Origin of the sequence: Staphylococcus sp. GDX7P312P (assembly GCF_008385775.1) — a bacterium.
Classification (GTDB): domain Bacteria; phylum Bacillota; class Bacilli; order Staphylococcales; family Staphylococcaceae; genus Staphylococcus; species Staphylococcus haemolyticus.
Genome location: NZ_VUKI01000002.1, coordinates 105,358 through 127,344 on the forward strand (window position 1 = coordinate 105,358; position 21,987 = coordinate 127,344).

The window sequence follows — 21,987 nt, forward strand, 5'->3', positions numbered from 1 at the left end:
AATATATCCTCCTATCAATGAAGTGAGCATTTAAAAGAAATCGAGCGCACTTCATTGTATTAGGAGGACATTATTATAGAATGTATGTTTCAAAATCACTGAGCGCCTTAATACCTCGTTCACGATCTTCAGGAGTTTTAAAGCTAATTTGCAAAGCACCTAAAATATCTTCACGAATTTCAAGGATCTTTAAGTTACTTATAGAAATATTATGTAAACTCAAAATAGAAGTTACTTTGCTAATCATACCTGATTTATCTGGAATATCTACATAGAGATCATACGCAATACTTAGTGCACCTTGTTGTTTAACGGGCAGTTGATCCCTAAATTTTTTAGCACTTGAAAAGAAATTATGGACTTCGTTAGTATCATTTAAACGAATATGGGATGAAATTGAATCTAACTGTTGTTGCAACATTTCTAATAGGTGTAATATATTTTCTTGATTGCTAAACGAAATATCTCTCCACATATCTGCGTTACTACTAGCTATACGTGTGACATCTCTAAAACCACCAGCTGCTAATTGTGTTACTAGACTATGATTTTTTGAGTTTGTTTCACTCAAATGAACTAAGCTTGAAGCGATGATATGTGGAATATGACTCACAACTCCAGTAACATAATCGTGCTCTTGTGCCGATGTTGTTATAAATTTTGCCGATGTAGTTGATAACAATGTTTGTAGCTTTTTAGCCGATTCAGCATTACGTGCATCATCATAAACGAGAATGTAATAAGCGTTTTCGAATAAATGCTTTTTTGAATTAAGAACACCAGATTTATGACTTCCAGCCATAGGATGGCCACCTACAAGATGAATGTTGTTGTTTAAGAGAAACTTTTCATAGCTTTGAATATTGGATTTAGTGCTACCAGTATCAGTTACAATTAAATGAGATTGTGTTTGATAATTAGGTAATTCTTTTAAGTATAATTCAGTTTGTTGTACTGGGGTAGCGTAAATGATGATATCTGCATTTTTTACGCCTTCACTATAGTCTTCAATTTTATTATCAATTATTCCTATTGATAATGCTTTTTCAAGTTGATCTTTATCAGCGTCGAATGCTGATATTGTTAGATTAGGTTGATAATATTTTAAATTACTTGCTAAACTGCCACCAATCAAACCGAGTCCAATAAATAAAATATTTTTCATGATGAATCACCTTATTTCAAAATTTTCAGAATATGTACATTGTAAGGTAGAGTGTGCAGATAAACAATAGTAAAATGAATGAATTAATAGTGATAGTTCTATAAATACGATAAAATGTTATCAATAATTATTTTAAAAAAGGGGAGATAATGATGACGCAAAAAGTATTGAAAACAATAAAAGAACTTACAGAAATTAATAGCCCATCTGGTAATGCTACGGAAGCAATTAATTATGTTAAGAACAAAGTTGAAGCGTTAGGTTATGATACTAAGACAACAAATAAAGGTGCCTTAATTATCGAAGTACAAGGTGAAAATGATGAACAACAAAGATGCATTACTGCCCATGTAGATACACTAGGCGCGATGGTAAAAGAAATTAAAGAAGATGGTCGATTATCTATTAGTTTAATAGGTGGATTTACATATAACGCGATTGAAGGAGAGTATTGTGAGATACAAACTGATTCAGGACAAGTATATACAGGAACGATTTGTTTGCATGAAACAAGTGTCCATGTTTACAGAAATAATCATGAAATACCTAGAGATGGGGAACATATGGAAATTCGTATCGATGAAAAAACAACGTCTGATCAAGAGACAAGAGATTTAGGGATTGAAGTGGGAGATTTTGTAAGTTTTGATCCCAGAACTGAAATTACATCATCAGGATTTATTAAATCAAGACACTTAGATGATAAAGCAAGTGTAGCAATGATACTAGAACTGCTTGAGAAACTTAAACAAGAAGAAACGCAATTACCACATACGACTCAGTTTTATATTTCTAATAACGAAGAAATAGGATATGGTGCAAATGCATCAATATCGGATAAGATAGTAGAGTTTATTGCATTTGATATGGGAGCGCTAGGCGATGGTCAAACCTCAGATGAATATACTGTATCGATTTGTGCTAAAGATGGATCAGGTCCTTATCATAGAGAATTAAAATCACATTTAATAAATTTATGTAAAATTAATGACATACCTTATAAAGTTGATATTTATCCTTATTATAGTTCTGATGCATCAGCAGCACTAAAAGCAGGTGCAGACATTCGTCATGGTTTATTTGGTGCTGGTATAGAATCATCTCACGCGCTTGAAAGAACTCATATTGAGTCTATTGATGCAACTCAAAATCTTTTATACGCATATTGTTTATCGCCAATAAATTTATAATTGATTGTTGACAAATAAAATAGAGTTTTGTATTATACTGAATTATAAGAAATATCAAACAATTCTATGAATGAAGTAGATAATATGATTTGTAGCAAATAGAAAGCCAATGGGTGATGTAAATTGGCACAACATATTAATTGAATTGGGTCTAGAATTTTAAACTTTAATAAAGTATGAGTGAACAAAGTATTGTTAACTAAGGTGGCACCACGGTAACGCGTCCTTATAGAGCAAAGCGCGTATGCTGTGGTGTTTTTATGTACAATTAAATAGGCATAATTGAAGTAGTGGTGAGTAAGGTAGTGACAGAAAGTTGATGGTAGATGCAAATCAACACCCCTTATCATGAATTTGGGTTTATGCTGAAAGACAAATCAATAAGACTGAGTGAACGCTTAATATTCCGATTATTCGGAATATTGCGTTAATTAAGGTGGTACCGCGCGTTAGCGTCCTTTACATAAGGAGGCTGACGTTTTTTAGTGAAAGGGATGAGAAAATGGAATTTTATTATGAAGTATTGAAAGCTCACATAACGCCTGAAGCTTTAGGACAGTTGAATGAACGTAAAATTATATTTGAAAGCGCAAGTCAACAACAATTAAAAGGCAGATACTCTATCGTTGCATTCGATTATTATGGCACCGTCAAATTAAACGATAATGAATTAATTATTAAGACTTTGAAAGAAGATAAAGTTATAACTACTGAGCCATATAATTATTTAAAAACATTCATCAATCAATTTGATTGTGTCATAAATGATGAAAAATTAAAGCAACTGCCATTTATTTCTGGCTTTATGGGAACGTGTAGTTTTGATTTAGTGCGACAAGAATTTCCAATTTTAAAACGAGTGGCTATTAAGAGTATGAAAACAATATCAGATGTGTCTTTCTACATGATAGAGGATGTATTTGTATTTGATCATTACAAGGATGAATTATACGTGATTGCTTCTAATCAATTTTCAAAAGCAAGTAATGCAGAATTAAAATTAAGAGTGAAGCATAGAATTCAAGCATTGTCTCAAATTAAAGTTTACCAAGAGAATAATAAAATGGTGCCTAAGAGATCAGAGATAAAAGCAAATATTTCTGATAAACAATTTATCGATATTGTTACTCAAATGAAACAACGGATTACTGAAGGAGATATGTTTCAAGTTGTACCTTCTAGAATATATAGCTACCAACATCATTTCGGAAAAAATAAAAACCAATTGAGTTATCAGCTTTATCAAAATTTAAAACGTAAGAACCCTAGTCCATATATGTATTACATGAACATGGAAAATGAGATTGTAGTTGGAAGTTCACCAGAAAGCTTTGTAGCAGTGCACAACGGTGAAGTGATAACTAATCCAATTGCAGGAACGATTAGACGTGGCACTACCCCAGAGATAGATGAACGTAATGCACACCAGTTAATTACAGATGAGAAAGAGATAAGCGAACATAGCATGCTTGTAGATTTAGGTAGAAATGATATTCATAGGGTGAGTATTACAGGGACATCTGAGATATCAAAACTAATGGTGATTGAAAAATATGAACATGTCATGCATATCGTTAGTGAAGTAAAAGGAAAAATTAGAAAAGATATATCTCCAATGACGATCATAGCAAGTCTTTTACCAACTGGGACAGTATCGGGAGCACCTAAACTAAGAGCTATTCAACGCATATATGAATCCTATCCATATAAAAGAGGCGTCTATAGCGGTGGCGTTGGTTATATCAATTGTAATCAAAATTTAGATTTTGCATTGGCAATACGAACCATGTTGATTGATGACGACACTGTTAATGTTGAGGCAGGCTGTGGTGTTGTGTACGATTCTATACCTGAAAAGGAACTTGAAGAAACACGACTTAAAGCAAAAAGCTTATTGGAGGTAACACCATGATATTAATTATAGATAATTACGATTCGTTTACGTATAACTTGGTTGATATAGTTAGTCAAATTGATGAAGTGATAATTAAATATCCAGATGATAAAGATGTATTGAACTATTTAGAGAAAATTGATGGGGTAATCATTTCTCCGGGTCCTGGTCACCCTTTAGATGGCGATGAATTGGTAAAAATTATCGATAAATATCATGCTTTACCAATTTTAGGTATTTGTTTAGGTGCTCAAGCATTAACGTGCTACTACGGTGGCAAAGTTATTCAAGGAGAGAAAGTCATGCATGGAAAGGTAGATACACTTGAAGTTAAAAACGAGTCAGAACTCTATTTGACGATACCGCACCAATTCAAAATTATGAGATATCATTCACTTGTAAGTGAGATGAAGTCTTTCCCTAAGAATTTAATCATTACTGGAAGAACATCAGATTCAATACAATCCTTCGAGGACAAACAATATCTTCATTTCGGTATACAGTATCATCCAGAATCATTTGCTACTGAGTTTGGTTCACAAATTATTGAAAACTTCATTCGTATTGTAAAAGAAAGGGTGAATTTGAATGGGATTACTAAAACAATTGGATAATGACATAACTTTAACGCAATCAGAGACAACACAATTCATAACCTATCTAACTAATCCTGAAATTGATGTGGAAGACAAGGTCGACTTATTAAGGCGATTTACGGAAAAGGAAATTAAACAACAAGAATTAACCTATGTCGTCAATAGCTTAATTCAAACCATGTATCCTAATCAACCAACATATGAAGGAAGTATGTGTGTATGCGGTACAGGAGGGGATAAGTCGAACAGTTTCAATATTTCTACAACAGTGTCTTTTGTAGTAGCAAGCGCTGGTATTCCAGTCATTAAACACGGAAATAGAAGTATAACATCCCATTCAGGGAGTACTGATTTGTTAAATGAATTGGGAATAAAGACGACAAAAGTTTCAGAAGTCCCATTACAAATTGAAGAACAGGGATTGGCATTCATTAGCGCAATGGAGTCTTATCCAATAATGAAATATATTCAACCTGTTAGAAAAATGATTTCTATACCGACCATCTTTAATATAGTTGGGCCACTTATCAATCCATTTAAATTGACCTATCAAGTGTTAGGAGTGTACGACCCAAGTCGATTGTACATGATAGCACAAACATTGAAAGATTTAGGGCGACGAAGGGCAATAGTGTTACATGGAGCAAATGGTATGGATGAAGCTACGCTTTCAGGAGACAATGAAGTTTATGAATTAAATGAAAATGGAGACATAACGCATTATTTTATAAATGCTAAAGATTATGGTTTGAAGATTGCAAGTAATCAAGATTTACAAGGAGGCAGTCCAAAAGAAAATAAAATGATTACATTAGATATTTTAAGTGGAGATGATAAAACTTGTAGAAGAGATGTTGTTTTATTAAATGCTGCACTTGCGTTATACGTTTCTGAAAAGGTAGATACGATAGCATCTGGAATAAATTTAGCTACGTTCTTAATTGATAGTGGTCGAGCGATGGAACAATTTATGAAAATGAGAGGTGATATCTGTGACGATATTAAGTGAAATAGTGGATTATAAAGAGCAATTATTAAAAGACGGCTATTATCATGATAAATTACAAAATTTGAAAGAGGTCAAACATAAAAATAAATCACGATTAACGGATGCTTTAATTAAAAATGACAATTTAACATTAATTGCTGAAATTAAATCAAAGAGTCCATCTGTAAAAGCTTTTCAACAAACAAATATATTTAAACAAGTAAGTGATTATGAACGTTATGGAGCAAATGCTATCTCCGTATTAACAGACGAACGATATTTCGGTGGTAGCTTTGAAAGATTACAGCAAATATCAGAAACAACACAATTACCTGTTTTATGTAAAGATTTCATCATTGATCCGCTTCAAATTGATGTTGCACAAAAAGCAGGTGCTTCAATTATTTTACTCATTGTAAATATTCTTACCGACGAAAAGTTACGACAACTCTATCAATATGCAAGTTCTAAGGGACTAGAAGTGTTAGTAGAGGTACATGATGGTATTGAGTTACAACGTGCCTATCAGTTAAATCCACAAATCATTGGGGTAAACAATCGTGATTTAAAATCATTCAACACCGATGTTAAACATACTAATCAAATACTTAAGTGTAAGAAAGAGAACTATTTATATATATCTGAAAGTGGAATTCATTCACAACAAGAGGTTAAGCAAATAGTAAAAAGTGGGATCGATGGCTTATTAGTTGGTGGAGCCTTAATGAATTGTAATGAGTTAGAACATTTTATACCCTCACTTAAATTAAAAAAGGTGAAACAATGATTTTAAAATTTTGCGGCATAAAAACTAAAGTAGAAGCATTAAGCATTCGACCACTCAATATAAACATGGTGGGATTTATACACTATCCCAAAAGTAAACGACATTTGGAAATTGAACAAATAAACAAACTATCTAGATTGTTGCCAGACGAAATAGATAGAGTAGTCGTATTAGTTAATCCAACATTGCAATTAATAAAGAAAATTATTAATACTACTAATATTAATGCCATCCAACTCCATGGTGATGAGACGATAGATTTTATCAAACAGCTTCGTTTAAATTTTAAGAATATTAAGATAATTAAAGCTTTACCAGCTACCCAAAATATAATAAATGATATCGACCAATTCAAAGAGCATGTTGACTTATTTATTATAGATACGCCATCAGAGCAATATGGTGGGACTGGACAATCTTTTGATTGGACATTGCTTAAGGGCTTAGATCAATCTATACCGTTTTTAATTGCTGGAGGTATTGATGTTGATAAGATAAAACAAATTGAACCATTGAAGTTGAATCACTTAGGTTATGACATTTCAAGCGGCATTGAAACGAATGGTATGAAAGACAAAAATAAAATGTTAACTGTGATACAACAAGTGAAGGGAGAATTATAATATGTATAATATACAAACTGAAGCAGATGAATTAGGTTTTTTCGGAGAATATGGTGGGCAATATGTTCCAGAGACATTAATGCCAGCAATTATTGAATTAAAACAAGCGTATAACAAGGCTAAACAAGATCAATCATTTCAAGATGAATTAACTTATTATTTGAAAGAATATGTAGGTAGAGAAACCCCATTGACTTATGCAAAATCATATAGTGAAGCGTTGGGTGGAGCTCAAATATATTTAAAACGTGAGGATTTGAATCATACCGGCGCACATAAAATTAATAATGCAATAGGGCAAGCTTTATTGGCAAAACGTATGGGCAAAAATAAACTAGTTGCTGAAACGGGCGCGGGTCAGCATGGTGTAGCAAGTGCCACAGTAGCTGCGCTATTTGATATGGAATTAATCGTATTTATGGGAAGAGAAGATATCAAACGTCAACAGCTTAATGTATTTCGTATGGAATTATTAGGAGCTAAAGTTGAAGCAGTGGATGAAGGTCAAGGAACACTTTCTGATGCGGTAAACAAGGCATTACAGTATTGGGTAAGTCATGTTGAAGATACACACTATTTACTAGGTTCGGCATTAGGACCTGATCCTTTTCCAACGATGGTCAGAGATTTTCAAAGTGTTATAGGTCAAGAAATTAAAGAACAATTACTTCAAAAAACTGGTCGATTACCAGATGCAGTTGTTGCATGTATAGGTGGAGGGTCTAATGCAATAGGGACTTTTTATCCATTTATTAGAGATAAGGTCAAATTATATGGTGTAGAGGCTGCGGGACAAGGGATTGATAGTGCTAAGCACGCACTTGCAATTGGAAAAGGACGTCCGGGCGTACTTCATGGTTCAAAAATGTACTTAATTCAAGATGAATATGGACAAGTAGAATTAGCACACTCTATATCTGCAGGTTTGGATTATCCAGGTATAGGTCCTGAACATTCATATTATCACGATATTGGACGTGTGCAATATAAACATGCCACTGATACAGAAGCAATGGAGGCGCTCATCCGCTTCAGCAAAATGGAAGGAATCATACCTGCCATTGAAAGTGCACATGCACTTAGTTATGTTGAAAAGTTAGCACCTAAAATGAATAAAGATGAAATTTTAGTAGTTACTATTTCAGGTCGTGGTGACAAGGATATGGAAACAATTAGACACTATATGCAAACAAGAGGTGAATCACATGACTAAATTATTTATTCCATATATTATGGGGAATAAGTCATTTATTAAAAATATGAAAATCTTAGATGAGAATGGTGCTGATATAATAGAAATTGGTGTACCATTCTCTGACCCAGTAGCTGATGGTCCCATAATAATGGAAGCAGGCAACCGAGCTATCAAGCAAGGCGTGACCATTAATTACATTTTTAATGAATTATCCAAAAACAAAGATGAAATTAATTGCAAATATGTACTAATGACGTATTTCAATATCATTGTTTCTTATGGTGAAGAAGCATTCTTTAAAGAATGTGAAAAAGTAGGTGTTTACGGCGTGATTATTCCGGATTTGCCTTACGAATTAACTCAAAAATTAAAGCATAAAATATCCAAATTTGATGTTAAAGTGATATCTCTCATATCAATGACTGCAAATGATGACCGTATAAAAGAAATTGTAAAGCATGCTGAAGGGTTTATATACACTGTAACTATGAATGCAACAACAGGCAAAAATGGAACGTTTCATCCTCAATTAAAAGATAAATTAAAACATCTAAAAGCATATACGGATATACCTGTAGTTGCAGGTTTTGGCATTAGAACTAAAGACCATATAAAGGATTTAGCTACTGTTGCTGACGGCGTAGTCATTGGTAGTGAAATTGTAAAACGCTTTTGTCAAGATAATAACGAGGATACGATTAACTATTTGAAACAAGTAAGAGAAACGCTAGATACGCTTTAGGTATAAGATGTACCTTGGTGGATATATAATGTATAGAAGAAGTTTACTAGGGATTAAGACGATATTTGATGTCTTAATCTCTATTCATTTATTTTGCAAAATATTTCAATCTAATAAATGGTTTGTATTTTAGTTTTGTTAATATCTATTGTATACTTAATGAAACTGGATAAATAAATTTTTGGTTGAAGATAAAGATATTATTGAAAATTATAATTTAAATTTCGAACTAAAAAGTAGATAAAGATTCTTTGAAGTAGGAGCAATAAATAATGAAGTTTACAAATTTAACAGCTGCAGAGTTTGGCAATTATACAGATAAGATGCCATATAGTCATTTCACACAAATGACTGAAAACTATGAGATGAAAGTTGCAAATAAAACAGAAACTCACTTAGTTGGTATAAAAAATAAAGATAATGAGGTCATTGCAGCCTGCATGTTGACAGCAGTACCAGTCATGAAATTTTTCAAGTACTTTTATTCTAACCGAGGACCTGTAATTGATTATGATAATAGAGAGCTTGTTCACTTTTTCTTTAATGAGTTAACAAAGTATTTAAAACAGCATAATTGTCTTTATGTTCGAGTTGACCCTTATTTACCATACCAATATTTAAATCATGATGGTGAAATTACAGGTAATGCTGGTAATGATTGGTTCTTTGATAAGATGAAGCATCTCGGATTTAAACACGAAGGCTTTACAAAAGGTTTTGATCCGATTAAACAAATCCGATATCATTCTGTTTTAGATTTAAAAAATAAAACATCTAAAGATATATTAAATGGAATGGATAGTCTACGTAAACGTAATACTAAAAAAGTTCAAAAAAATGGTGTGAAAGTTAAGTTCTTATCAGAAGAAGAACTTCCAATCTTCCGTTCATTTATGGAAGATACAACCGAAACAAAAGAATTCCAAGATAGAGATGATAGTTTCTATTATAATCGCTATAGACATTTCAAAGATCGCGTGCTTGTACCACTAGCTTATATTAAGTTTGATGAGTACATCGAAGAATTACAAAATGAACGTGAAACTTTAAATAAAGATGTTAATAAAGCTTTAAAAGATATTGAAAAACGACCAGACAATAAAAAGGCATTTAATAAAAAAGAAAATCTTGAAAAACAATTAGATGCCAATCAACAAAAATTAGACGAGGCTAAAAAATTACAAGCCGAACATGGTAATGAATTACCAATTTCAGCAGGTTTCTTCTTTATTAATCCATTTGAAGTCGTTTATTATGCAGGTGGAACTTCTAATAAATATAGACATTTTGCAGGCAGTTATGCTGTTCAATGGACAATGATTAACTATGCAATTGATCATGGTATTGATAGATACAATTTCTATGGTATTAGCGGTGATTTCAGTGAAGACGCTGAAGATGTTGGAGTAATTAAATTTAAAAAAGGTTTCAATGCAGACGTAATTGAGTATGTTGGAGACTTTGTGAAACCTATTAACAAACCTATGTATTCAGTGTATAAGACACTCAAAAAGATTAAAAAAAAGATTTAATTAAGAGGGGAATAGACGAATATGAAATTTACAGAGTTAACAGTTAAAGAATTCGAAAACTTTGTACAAAACCCATCATTAGAAAGCCATTACTTCCAAATGAAAGAGAATATTCAAACACGTGAAAATGATGGCTTTGAAGTAGTGTTACTAGGTGTAAAAGATGAAAGCAATAAAGTACTATCTGCTAGTCTTTTCTCTAAAATACCGACCATGGGAAGCTATGTATATTACTCAAATCGAGGCCCAGTAATGGACTATTCTGATTTAGGCTTAGTTGATTTTTATTTACGTGAATTAGAAAAGTATTTACATCAACACCAATGCTTATACGTTAAAATTGATCCATATTGGATTTATCAAATTTATGATAAAGATATTAATCCACTTGAAGATAGAGAGAAAAATGATGCTGTAGTTAATTTATTTAAATCACATGGATATGAACACCATGGATTCACTACTGAATACGACACATCAAGTCAAGCAAGATGGATGGGTGTTAGCTATCTAAAAGGAGAAACACCTGCATCATTAAGAAAACAATTTGATAGCCAACGTAAAAGAAATATTAATAAAGCGATAAACTACGGGGTAAAAGTAAGATTCCTTGGTAGAGATGAGTTTCATATATTCTTAGACTTATACCGTGAAACAGAAGCAAGAACAGGTTTCGTATCAAAAACAGACGAATATTTCTATAACTTCTTTGATACTTATGGAGATAAAGTGCTTGTTCCACTTGCATATATTGATTTAGATGAATACATAAAATCATTGCAAGACGCTTTAAATGATAAAGAAAACCGTCGTGATCAAATGATGGCAAAAGAAAATAAAAATGATAAACAACTTAGAAAAATTGCAGAATTAGATAAGCAAATTGAACACGATAAAAAAGAACTCTTACAAGCAAGCGAATTACGTCAAACAGATGGCCAAATCTTGAATTTGGCATCAGGAATTTTCTTTGCAAATTCATATGAAGTGAATTACTTCTCTGGAGGTTCATCTGAAAAATATAATAATTATATGGGACCATATATGATGCATTGGCATATGATGAACTATTGCTTCGAACATGGATATGATCGATATAATTTTTATGGTTTATCTGGTGATTTTACAGAGAACAGTGAAGATTATGGTGTTTATCGCTTTAAAAGAGGATTTAATGTTTACATTGAAGAGCTAATCGGGGACTTCTATAAACCTATAAATAAGGTTAAATATTGGTTGTTTAATACACTTAATAAAATTCGCAAAAAAGTAAAAAAATAAATTGATGATATTAAAGGCTGTGACATGGTGGATGTCGCAGCCTTTATTTATCGTAACTAGTGATAGAGACAAGTTACAATACAGTGTAGGTAAATTCTAAGTTGATTTTCATGTTGCCTCCTACAATTTAATATTACCACACGTCTGATTTTTAGCAATAATATTACAAAACAAATTTATTTTGCTAAATTTAAAATATTTAAATTATTATTCTTTAGCAAATTTTGTTAAGACTAACAATTTACATAAATAGATAGCAAGATTAATACGAAAGAGTTACGATTCATTTAAGTGTAATAATTAAACCTAATATCTAAAATAGAAATTATTACATTTACTTAAATCTATATAATAAGAGTTCTTGATGACTCGCTTTATGTACATGATATTAATAATTGCTGCAGTACTCAATTAGTTAACAATTAGCTTTGTCAAAGATTAAACACTTTATCATAGGATTAATATCTCTAAACGTATAGACATATAAATAACCATGTGTATTTATGAGTTTTAAATTAATTAACTTAGGATGAACAATTTATTTAAGCTGAATATTGTAAGATAACAAGCAATCATACATAACAATAATAAAACATGTTCAGAAATCGTCCTGACAGCGTATCAATTTAAAGGTTTTATGTAGATAATTATTTGTGTTTCATTTTAGTTTACATAATATATATTATAGGAAGTTATATGTAGTAACTCAGGGGACCTATCTTACTACCTACTATGTCTGATTCTATATGTACATTTACTATCTATTCAGCAATAATTCATTTAAATATCTGGCTATATATAGTTATATATGCTTAACTCTAAATATACTATTATATATAAAGGAGCTAATTATGAATATCGTGTTGGATATTGATGGAACAATTTGCTTTGATGGTCGTCAAATTGACTGTAAAATTATTGACCAACTTTTTAGTTTACATAATATAGGACATAAAATTATTTTTGCTTCAGCTAGACCAATTCGTGATTTATTACCTGTACTACCTAATAAATTTCATGAATTTGCACTTATTGGTGGTAATGGTTCAATTATCTCTATTAATGGTCGTATACAGACACTTGCAACTATTCAGCCTGAATCATTTAATGTGATAAAACATGTCATTAATCAATATGACTTGAATTACATTGTTGATGATGAATGGAATTATGCAGCACGTGTTGATGCTACAAATACAATTTATCAACGCCTAGATCCTCATATATTAGCACAAAAATTAACTATTAATGAGATTACTTCACCTATTAAGACGATTTTATTGAACATAGATGAAAAAGACTTTGATGAAGTTGTAACATATCTAGCTACCAATGCACCTAGTCTTTCACTAATTAATCATTCAAATGAGCTTAATATTGATATTACAGCTAAATATATTAATAAATTTACTGCTATTGAGCATATACTCGGTAAATATCCTACGTATATTGCATTCGGTAACGATCATAATGATATTGAAATGTTGCAACATGCTAAAGTTGGTTATTTTGTAAATAATGAATCAATGAATGCTTCTATTTTAAAAAATAATAAAAATATCCGTTGCATTAATGCGAATCCGGAAGCACTATGTTTATCTTTAAATGAATTAAGCAAAGATTACTAAAATAGCTACATTTATAATTAAATATAAACAACTTCTTATTGAAAATGATTATCAATTGCAAGTATAATAATTTCATAGGAGGTTAATTATGAAAAATTCATTTAAATTTATAGCTATACTTTTCACAATAGTTGTATTATTATCTGCGTGCGGTAAGGATTCTACTTCTAAATCGTCGTCATCTTCTAAGGATACGATTACAGTTGAGAATACATATGAGTTTAAAGATGAGAATAATACACATACTAAAGGAGAAATGAAAACAGAGAAAGTTAAGGTTCCAGTAAATCCAGATAGAGTGGCTGTATTAGATTATGGTGCATTAGATATTATGAAACAGATGGGATTGGAAGATAAGATTGTGACAATTGCGAAAGGTAAAGGTGCTGCTTTCTTACCTTCTTCCCTTTCAGAATTTAAAAATGATAAATATACTAATTTAGGTAACCCTGGACAACCTAATTATGATAATTTAGCTAAAGCTAAACCCGAAGTTATCTTCACATCATTTAGACAAGCACATACTAAAACGCTAGATGAAATAAAAAAAGCTGCCCCTAACGCTAAAATATTATTTGTAAGTCCTGATAATGATCATTATATTGATTCCATTAAAGATAATACGACATTGTTTGGGAAAATATTCAAACAACAAAATAAGGCTAAAATGCTTAATGAGAAACTAAGTAAAAAAGTTGCTGAAACTAAAAAAGTTATTAATGACGATACGGTCTTGTTTTTAAATGTGGATGATAAAAGTGTTAAAGCATTTGGACCTACTGGTCGTTTCGGAGGATTCTTAAATAAAGATTTAGGAATAAAACATGCTGACACTGCCATGAAAGCCAATTCTGCTGGAAATTCTATTACTTATGAGTATTTAAACAAAGTAAACCCAGATAAACTATTTGTAATTGATCGTACTCAAAAAGGAAATGATAAGTCGTTACCTTCTGCATTAAATAACGACGTTATAAAAAATTTAAAAGCTATTAAGAATGATCAAGTTTATCAGTTTGAATCTAACGCATGGTATTTTTCTGAGGGTGGAATTGAAACTACCATTGAGCAATTAGACAAAATTGAAAAAGCTTTTAAAAATAATTAGTGAAAAGCTTTTAATCCCCTCACTTTAGAATAGAAAAAAAGCGTTTGAAACATATGTCTCAAACGCTTTTTTATTATCTTCTACGACGACGGATTGTTTCGTCATCATCTTCGTATTTACGTATTTCCTTTTCTAATTGTTTCTTTTTACGTTCACGACGCCAATTTCTAGTGAAATACCATAATAAAAAGCTGATAATTAAACTGATAATGGATAGAAAAGCAGCATATCCTAGTAATGGTTGAAATGAGATGTCATAAAAATTAGGAATAAAAAATGCTAAGACAGCTAACGCAACAAATGTAATTACTGCGGATACAAACCATTTCTTAAGTACTAAAGCACAGAAGACAGTTAAAATTATCATTGCAACTATTGTAATCCATAAATAGTTCGGCATATCAAAAATAGTCATGTATATCTCCTATCATAATAAAAATCTTTCTTTTAAATACTATACAATAATATGTAATTAAATTATACCCCTTTGCCTATAAGCATAACTCGGCCTTGAGGCTTAATAATGAGTTTGAAAATGATATTGTGTATAATGATTGTGAAATGATTTTTAAGGGAGTGGAATATATGACGTCAGGTTTACCATTTAGAAAAGATGTTCCAGAACTAGAAAAATGGAATTTAAATGATTTGTTTGATAGTGATGAACAATTTTATGACACTTTAGATAATATACTAAATCAATCGAAGTCATTCAATCAACAATATAAAGGTAAAATTTCAGATGCAAAGATGATAAAAAAAGTATTATCAGAATTTGAAAATATTCTTATTCAACTTGATCGTCTTGGTAATTATGCGGAACTAAGACTAAGCGTTGATACTGCTAATACTGATGCACAAACATTAAGCGCAAAGTTATCGACAAATTATGGTAAGATTTCAAGTCAGTTATCCTTTGTAGAATCTGAAATATTAATGTTACCTGAAGAGGTTATTAAACAAGCAATAGAAGAATCTGATGTGCCTCACTACTTAGAGAAATTAATTGAAAGTAAGCCGTATCAATTGTCACCTGAAGTGGAACAAGTAATGGCGAGTTTATCGCCTACTTTTCAAAGTGCATATGAATTATATGGCACAACGAAAATGCTTGATATTGCCTTCGAATCATTTGAACATAACAATGTGACATACCCTATGGATTACGCAACATTTGAAAATGAATACGAGGATAATGCTGATCCAGAATTTAGACAAAAAAGTTTTAAAAGCTTTAGTGATGCTCTGAAAAAATATCAACATACTACTGCTGCGACTTACAATCAACATGTGCAACAAGAAAAAATTGAGGCTGACTTAAGAGGATATGATTCTGTCATAGACTATTTATTACATGATCAAGAAGTTACACGAGAAATGTATGACAGACAAATCGACGTAATTATGAGTGATTTAGCGCCTGTAATGCAAAAATATGCTAAATTATTACAACGTATACACGGTTTAGATAAAATGCGCTTTGAGGATTTAAAGGTTTCTGTTGATCCAAGCTATGAACCTGAAATATCAATCGAAGATTCTAAACAATATATTCATGGTGCTTTAAATGTATTAGGCGAAGATTATATACAAATGGTTGAGCAAGCATATAGAGATCGTTGGATAGATTTTGCACAAAATAAAGGAAAAGACACAGGTGCTTACTGTGCTAGCCCTTATTATACACATTCATATGTATTTATTTCATGGACTGGAAAGATGACTGAAACGTTTGTACTAGCACACGAATTGGGACATGCAGGTCATTTTACATTGGCACAACAACATCAAAATTTATTAGATTCTGAAGCTTCAATGTACTTTGTAGAAGCACCATCTACCATGAATGAAATGTTAATGGCAAATTATCTATTCAGTAACAGTGAAGATCCTAAATTTAAACGTTGGGTAATTGGATCTATTTTATCACGCACATATTATCATAATATGGTAACTCACTTGCTTGAAGCTGCTTACCAACGTGAAGTATATCGCAAAGTTGATAATGGTGAGTCACTTACAGCTCCAGTGCTTAATAACATTATGAGAGACGTTTATGAACAATTCTTTGGTGATGCTGTCGAATTAACAGATGGAACTGAATTAACATGGATGCGTCAACCACATTACTATATGGGATTATACTCTTACACCTACTCTGCTGGTTTAACAATTGGTACGGTTGTTTCACAAAAAATTAAACAAGAAGGACAACCAGCTGTAGATGCATGGCTTGAAACTTTAAAAGCAGGTGGAAGTCAATCTCCTATTGAATTAGCAAAAGTTGCAGGTGTTGATATCACTACAGATGCACCACTTAAAGCTACTATTAAATATATCTCTGATTTAGTTAATGAAGCGGAACAATTAACAGATGAAATTGAGCAACAAGACTAATTAAACTATGTATATATATTTTGATTAATAGTAAAACCCTGATAATAACTGATTTAATCAGTCTTATCAGGGTTTAATTGTTTGGTTTTGGGTTATTTAGGATTTGATACTATATTATTTTTCATAATGTTCACCAGTATAGAAATAATAAACGCTCTCTGCAATATTTCTAACATGGTCTCCGACTCTTTCAAGATTTCGTGCAGCTAAATGTGCTTGGCCAGCTACAAAAGGGTCATTATCTATTAAATATGTTGTGTTAACTATATTTGCATAAAGATCATCAATATCTTTATCACGCTCAATAATTTCTTTGATTAACGTTATATCCTCTTGTTTCGTAGCTGTATTAAGATCTTGTAACATTAACATTGCTAATTTCCCCATCGTTTTTAATCGAGTCAATACATAGTGATCTGTAATCTTTACTCGAAGACGAATGTGCGCTATATGTGCTGCGTTATCTCCCATGCGTTCAAAGTCTGTGGAAATTTTTAGAGCTGCCATCATCATTCTTAAATCTGTCGCAATTGGTTGTTGCTTTGTAATTAACATAATAACTTTTTCATTAATATCATAATCTAAGTTATTGATTATTTTATCATTCTCAATGACTTGTCTTGCAAAATTTTTATCATCTTCACTTAACGACACTAATGCATGTTCGAGATTAAAATAAACACGAAGACCAAGGTGACGAATATCCTTAATTAATTCACCTAATTGACCTTCGTATTTATGTCTAATAATGGTCATCATTATAGAATATTAACCAAAACGTCCTGAGATGTAGTCTTCTGTTTGTTTATCAGAAGGATTAGAGAAGATTTTATCAGTGTCGTCGTATTCGTTAACATAACCATTAAGGAAGAATGCAGTTTTATCAGATACACGTGCAGCTTGTTGCATGTTGTGTGTAACCATAATAATAGAGTAATTTTCTTTTAATTCCTGAACGAGTTCTTCAACTCTTAATGTAGAGATTGGGTCCAATGCTGATGTAGGCTCGTCCATTAAAATAACATCTGGTTCAATAGCTAAACATCTAGCAATACAAACACGTTGTTGTTGCCCACCAGATAAACCGTAAGCGTTTGTGTGTAATCTATCTTTTAATTCATCCCAAATTGCAGCGCCACGTAATGATTTTTCTACGATTTCATCTAATAATTTTTTATCTTTAATACCGTGTGTTTTAGGACCATATGTGATATTATCGTAAATTGATTTTGGGAATGGGTTTGGTTGTTGGAATACCATACCTACATTTGTTCTTAATTTTTCTTTAGAATAGTTTTCATCGAAAATATTTTGGTCACGGTATAGAATTTTACCAGCAGTTTTTACTGAAGGTACTAATTCTACCATACGATTTAATGTTTTAATATAAGTTGATTTACCACAACCAGATGGTCCAATAATAGCAGTTACATTATTTTCTAAAATATCTAAATTAATGTTTTGTAGCGCATGTGTATCTCCGTACCATAAATCTAAGTTTTGTGTTGAATAAACCACTTTTTTATTACTATCTGATTCTTTATTGTGCTTAACTTCATTTGATGAAACTACTGTTGAAATTGATTCTTGAGATTGATCAGTATGTTTTGCTAACTCTTTTTCTTTAACATTTGTATTTGCCATAATTAAAACTCCTTTATATCTGTAAGATTGAAACGATAGTTATGCTCTACTAAAAACATGATATTATCGATTCAACCTTCACTCCCTAAATTATGTTGTATTTGATTTGATTAATATTTTCTAGAGAACTTGTTACGTAAGAAAATGGCTACTGCGTTCATTAGTAATAAGATTACAAGTAATATAATAATTGCTGCTGATGCAACATTTTGGAATTCAGCTTGAGGCATTTTAGCCCAAGTGTAAATTTGAGTTGGTAATGCTGTGAACATAGACATAATGCTTGTTGGTGTTGCTAATAGAATAGTTGGTATACCAATTAAGATTAATGGTGCTGTTTCTCCTAATGCACGTGATAGTGATAAGATGAATCCAGTCAAAATACCAGGTAAAGCAGCCGGTAATACGACACGACGAATAGTTTGCCATTTATTTGCACCTAAGCCATAAGAAGCTTCGCGAACAGAATTAGGAACTGCTCTGATTGCCTCCTGACTTGATACGATAATGATCGGTAGAATTAACAATGACATTGTTAAAGCGGCAGCAATAACGCTATTTCCTAATGCTAATGCTTGAATACCGCCACCACGAACGAATAATGTTAATCCAAGTAAACCAAATACGATAGAAGGTACACCAGCTAAGTTAGAAATACTAATTTTAACGAAACTAGTAAAGAAATTGTCTTTAGCGTATTCTTCTAAATAAATCGCTGTACCTACACCAAGAACGATAGAGATTGGAATAATACTTATCATTAACCAAATTGTCCCTGCTAACGCACCTTTAATACCTGCTTGTGAAGGTGTAGAAGAAGAGAAATTTGTAAAGAAATCTGGTGTAAGATAGCCAACACCTTTAACAAATGTTTGTATCAATAATGCTGCAAGTACTAATAAAGCTATTACAATACATGTAAAGAATAACCATTTATTTAATTTATTTGTTTTACCACGACTTGAGATATTTTTTTCTACTTTGTTTTGGTCAATTAGTGTTTTAGCTTTAGGATTTGTAGTAGCTGTCATATTAATACTCCTCTCTGAAGCGTTTCGAAATCCAATAAGAAATTAAGTTCATTATTAATGTGAAGATAAATAATGTGAAACCTACTGCATAAATACTGTAGTACATATCAGAACCGAATGTAGCATCTCCAGTTGCAACTTCAACAATATAACCAGTCATAGTTTGAATTGAATTCGTTAAGTTTAATGAAGCTGTTGGTGAACTACCTGCAGCTAATGAAACAATCATAGTTTCACCGATCGCTCTTGAAATACCTAATACAATTGAAGCTACAACACCTGAAGCTGCGGCTGGTAATACTACTTTTGTAGCAACTTCAAATTTTGTTGAACCTAAACCATAAGCACCCTCACGAATTTTGTTAGGAACAGATGCCATTGCATCTTCACTCATACTTGTAATTACTGGAACAATCATGATACCTACTACAATTCCTGGACTGACTGAGTTGAAACTATCAAGTGCTGGAATAATAGTTCTTAGTACAGGTGTTACAAAAGTTAAAGCAAAGAAACCAAATACAATTGTTGGAATACCTGCTAAAATTTCAAGAATTGGTTTAATAATACGTCTTGCTTTGTCACTTGCGTATTCACTTAAGTAAATTGCAGCACCTAATCCAATTGGAACTGCGACGATAGTTGCGATAACTGTAATTTTCAACGTACCAATTACTAATGCCCAAATACCATATTTAGGATCAGAACCAGTTGGGTTCCAGTCTTTAGTGAATAAAAATTCAACAATAGATACGCGTGTGAAGAATGTTATTGTCTCAGTTATCAAAGTGAAAAGAATACCGATTGTAGTTAAAATTGAGATTGCAGCTATAATTCCTAAAATAATAGGTACGATTTTATCACTGAAACCGCCCTTTTTAGCGTTATTTTTAGCTATCAAGTCTCTAACATTAGTTTCCGATGCCATATATAACCCTCTCTTTTTCTCCCAATAAATTTAAAAAAGCGCTAGAAATTATCAGGTAAACAATGAGTTCAAATTAACCTAAAACATTTTAACAATCACCCATATATTCGAGAACAAGGTAGCAGTGTTGCTACCTTGTAATACCCCTTGAATAATTCCCAGCCCTTTGATATTAATAATGATTATTATTTATCTGATTTTTTATCGTATTTTTTTAAATCTTTAAGTTCATCTTTGTAAGTTTTTTCTGGAGAAGCTACATAACCAGCATCTTCAGCAGATTTACCTTTGTCTTCTAATGTGAATTTGATGAATTCTCTCATAACATCATTATCTTTTAATGATTTTTCTTTTACATATAAGAATAATGGTCTACTTAAAGCATATGAACCGTCTTTGATTGTTTTCTTAGTTGGTTCAGTTGTTTTACCTTTGTCGTCTTTGATTTTAACTTCTTTTAATTTATCTTTGTTTTGTTCGTAGAAGTTATAACCGAAGTAACCGATACCCTCTTTGTTTTTCTCAACTGATTGAACAATTACGTTAGTGTCTCCGTTTTTCTCAGCTTTGATATCTTCTTTATCCATTACTTCTTCTTCAAAGAAATCATAAGTACCGTGACTTGAGTTTGGAGAGAAAGCTTTGATTTTTTTGTCAGGCCAGCTAGAATTTACATCTTTCCAAGTTTTAGCTTCGCCGTTGTAGATTTTTTTCAATTGATCTTTAGATAATTCTTTAACAAAGTCGTTGTCTTTATTAACTGCAACAGTTACACCATCTTGTGCAATTTTGAATTCTTTATATTTAATGTCTTTGTCTTCTAATTTTTGTTTTTCTTCATCTTTAATAGGTCTAGAAGCTTGTGAGAAATCAGTTTCGCCAGCGATGAATTTTTCAAAACCAGCACCAGTACCTGCTTGACCAGATGAAATAGTAGCGTTTGGATGATCTTTAGCCCATTTTTCGTTTAACTTCTCAACGATAGGAGCTACTGTTGATGAACCTTCACCTTTGGCTTCACCTTTAAGGTCTTTGCCATCTCCAGAACCACTTCCACTGCTATCTCCACCGCCACATGCGCCTAATAATACCGAAGCGCCTAAAACAGTTGTACCAACTAATTGCCATTTTTTCATTAAAATATCCTCCTAATAGATAACCCAAAATGTTATATGTATTTCTTACAATGCTTATAATACATACCTTTTGTTAATATAAAATAGTTTAAATGTAAAGGTTTTGTTAAGATTGCAGGAAA

At 31.8% G+C, this 21,987-nt stretch carries 20 protein-coding genes; 13 read left to right on the forward strand and 7 right to left on the reverse strand.

Features of this window, described 5'->3' with window-relative positions; all coding sequences use genetic code 11:
* Positions 1 to 73: 73 nt before the first annotated feature.
* A complete protein-coding gene (locus F1592_RS01030; RefSeq protein ID WP_053017720.1) occupies positions 74 to 1,165 on the reverse strand; it encodes a prephenate dehydrogenase in 1,092 nt (363 codons plus the stop codon).
* 152 nt (positions 1,166 to 1,317) lie between these two features.
* Here F1592_RS01030 and F1592_RS01035 point away from each other — a divergent pair, with 152 nt between their 5' ends.
* The 12 genes from F1592_RS01035 (at position 1,318) to F1592_RS01090 (ending at position 14,729) form a co-directional block, all read left to right on the forward strand.
* Entirely contained in the window at positions 1,318 to 2,355 is a 1,038-nt protein-coding gene (locus F1592_RS01035; protein WP_053017719.1) for a M42 family metallopeptidase, read from the forward strand.
* 502 nt (positions 2,356 to 2,857) lie between these two features.
* Positions 2,858 to 4,267, forward strand: a complete 1,410-nt coding sequence (locus tag F1592_RS01040; RefSeq protein ID WP_053017717.1) for an anthranilate synthase component I — start codon at positions 2,858 to 2,860, stop codon at positions 4,265 to 4,267.
* Complete coding sequence (locus tag F1592_RS01045) at positions 4,264 to 4,863, forward strand: anthranilate synthase component II (protein ID WP_053017715.1); 600 nt, start codon at positions 4,264 to 4,266, stop codon at positions 4,861 to 4,863. The genes F1592_RS01040 and F1592_RS01045 overlap by 4 nt, the downstream gene beginning before the upstream one ends.
* Positions 4,838 to 5,854, forward strand: a complete 1,017-nt coding sequence (gene trpD / locus F1592_RS01050) for an anthranilate phosphoribosyltransferase (protein ID WP_053017713.1) — start codon at positions 4,838 to 4,840, stop codon at positions 5,852 to 5,854. The genes F1592_RS01045 and trpD overlap by 26 nt, the downstream gene beginning before the upstream one ends.
* Positions 5,838 to 6,620: an indole-3-glycerol phosphate synthase TrpC gene (gene trpC, locus F1592_RS01055; RefSeq protein WP_053017711.1), complete on the forward strand. Its 783-nt coding sequence runs from the start codon at positions 5,838 to 5,840 to the stop codon at positions 6,618 to 6,620. The genes trpD and trpC overlap by 17 nt, the downstream gene beginning before the upstream one ends.
* Complete coding sequence (locus F1592_RS01060) at positions 6,617 to 7,243, forward strand: phosphoribosylanthranilate isomerase (RefSeq protein ID WP_053017710.1); 627 nt, start codon at positions 6,617 to 6,619, stop codon at positions 7,241 to 7,243. Before trpC ends, F1592_RS01060 begins: the two co-directional genes overlap by 4 nt.
* 1 nt (position 7,244) lies before the next feature.
* Positions 7,245 to 8,456, forward strand: coding sequence for a tryptophan synthase subunit beta (gene trpB / locus F1592_RS01065; protein WP_053017709.1), 1,212 nt, complete (start codon positions 7,245 to 7,247; stop codon positions 8,454 to 8,456).
* On the forward strand, positions 8,449 to 9,180 hold the full coding sequence (trpA, locus tag F1592_RS01070) for a tryptophan synthase subunit alpha (RefSeq protein WP_053017708.1): 732 nt from the start codon (positions 8,449 to 8,451) through the stop codon (positions 9,178 to 9,180). The genes trpB and trpA overlap by 8 nt, the downstream gene beginning before the upstream one ends.
* 272 nt (positions 9,181 to 9,452) lie before the next feature.
* Positions 9,453 to 10,712 carry an aminoacyltransferase gene (locus tag F1592_RS01075; RefSeq protein ID WP_053017705.1) on the forward strand — a complete coding sequence of 420 codons (1,260 nt, stop codon included), beginning with the start codon at positions 9,453 to 9,455 and terminating at the stop codon, positions 10,710 to 10,712.
* Between the two features lie 21 nt (positions 10,713 to 10,733).
* Positions 10,734 to 11,993: an aminoacyltransferase gene (locus F1592_RS01080; RefSeq protein ID WP_149809348.1), complete on the forward strand. Its 1,260-nt coding sequence runs from the start codon at positions 10,734 to 10,736 to the stop codon at positions 11,991 to 11,993.
* Positions 11,994 to 12,844: 851 nt separating this feature from the next.
* Positions 12,845 to 13,621, forward strand: a complete 777-nt coding sequence (locus tag F1592_RS01085) for an HAD-IIB family hydrolase (protein WP_149809349.1) — start codon at positions 12,845 to 12,847, stop codon at positions 13,619 to 13,621.
* 88 nt (positions 13,622 to 13,709) lie between these two features.
* A complete protein-coding gene (locus tag F1592_RS01090) occupies positions 13,710 to 14,729 on the forward strand; it encodes a siderophore ABC transporter substrate-binding protein (RefSeq protein ID WP_149809350.1) in 1,020 nt (339 codons plus the stop codon).
* 73 nt (positions 14,730 to 14,802) lie between these two features.
* Here F1592_RS01090 and F1592_RS01095 read toward each other — a convergent pair whose 3' ends face one another.
* On the reverse strand, positions 14,803 to 15,144 hold the full coding sequence (locus F1592_RS01095; protein ID WP_053017696.1) for a hypothetical protein: 342 nt from the start codon (positions 15,142 to 15,144) through the stop codon (positions 14,803 to 14,805).
* 170 nt (positions 15,145 to 15,314) lie between these two features.
* Between F1592_RS01095 and pepF the strand changes: the two genes are divergently transcribed.
* On the forward strand, positions 15,315 to 17,126 hold the full coding sequence (gene pepF, locus F1592_RS01100; RefSeq protein ID WP_107609776.1) for an oligoendopeptidase F: 1,812 nt from the start codon (positions 15,315 to 15,317) through the stop codon (positions 17,124 to 17,126).
* 114 nt (positions 17,127 to 17,240) lie between these two features.
* On the opposite strand, the gene phoU is transcribed toward pepF, so the two are convergent.
* From phoU to F1592_RS01125, 5 genes are all read right to left on the reverse strand, one after another.
* A complete protein-coding gene (gene phoU / locus F1592_RS01105) occupies positions 17,241 to 17,882 on the reverse strand; it encodes a phosphate signaling complex protein PhoU (protein ID WP_037537209.1) in 642 nt (213 codons plus the stop codon).
* A gap of 12 nt (positions 17,883 to 17,894) precedes the next feature.
* On the reverse strand, positions 17,895 to 18,770 hold the full coding sequence (gene pstB / locus F1592_RS01110) for a phosphate ABC transporter ATP-binding protein PstB (protein ID WP_011275817.1): 876 nt from the start codon (positions 18,768 to 18,770) through the stop codon (positions 17,895 to 17,897).
* Between the two features lie 110 nt (positions 18,771 to 18,880).
* On the reverse strand, positions 18,881 to 19,801 hold the full coding sequence (gene pstA, locus F1592_RS01115) for a phosphate ABC transporter permease PstA (protein ID WP_011275816.1): 921 nt from the start codon (positions 19,799 to 19,801) through the stop codon (positions 18,881 to 18,883).
* A gap of 1 nt (position 19,802) precedes the next feature.
* The gene (pstC, locus tag F1592_RS01120; protein ID WP_011275815.1) at positions 19,803 to 20,729 is read right to left on the reverse strand and encodes a phosphate ABC transporter permease subunit PstC; all 927 of its coding nucleotides are present in this window, start codon (positions 20,727 to 20,729) and stop codon (positions 19,803 to 19,805) included.
* 185 nt (positions 20,730 to 20,914) lie between these two features.
* Positions 20,915 to 21,865 (reverse strand): PstS family phosphate ABC transporter substrate-binding protein, encoded by a 951-nt coding sequence (locus F1592_RS01125; protein WP_011275814.1) that lies wholly within the window; start codon positions 21,863 to 21,865, stop codon positions 20,915 to 20,917.
* Positions 21,866 to 21,987 lie beyond the last annotated feature (122 nt).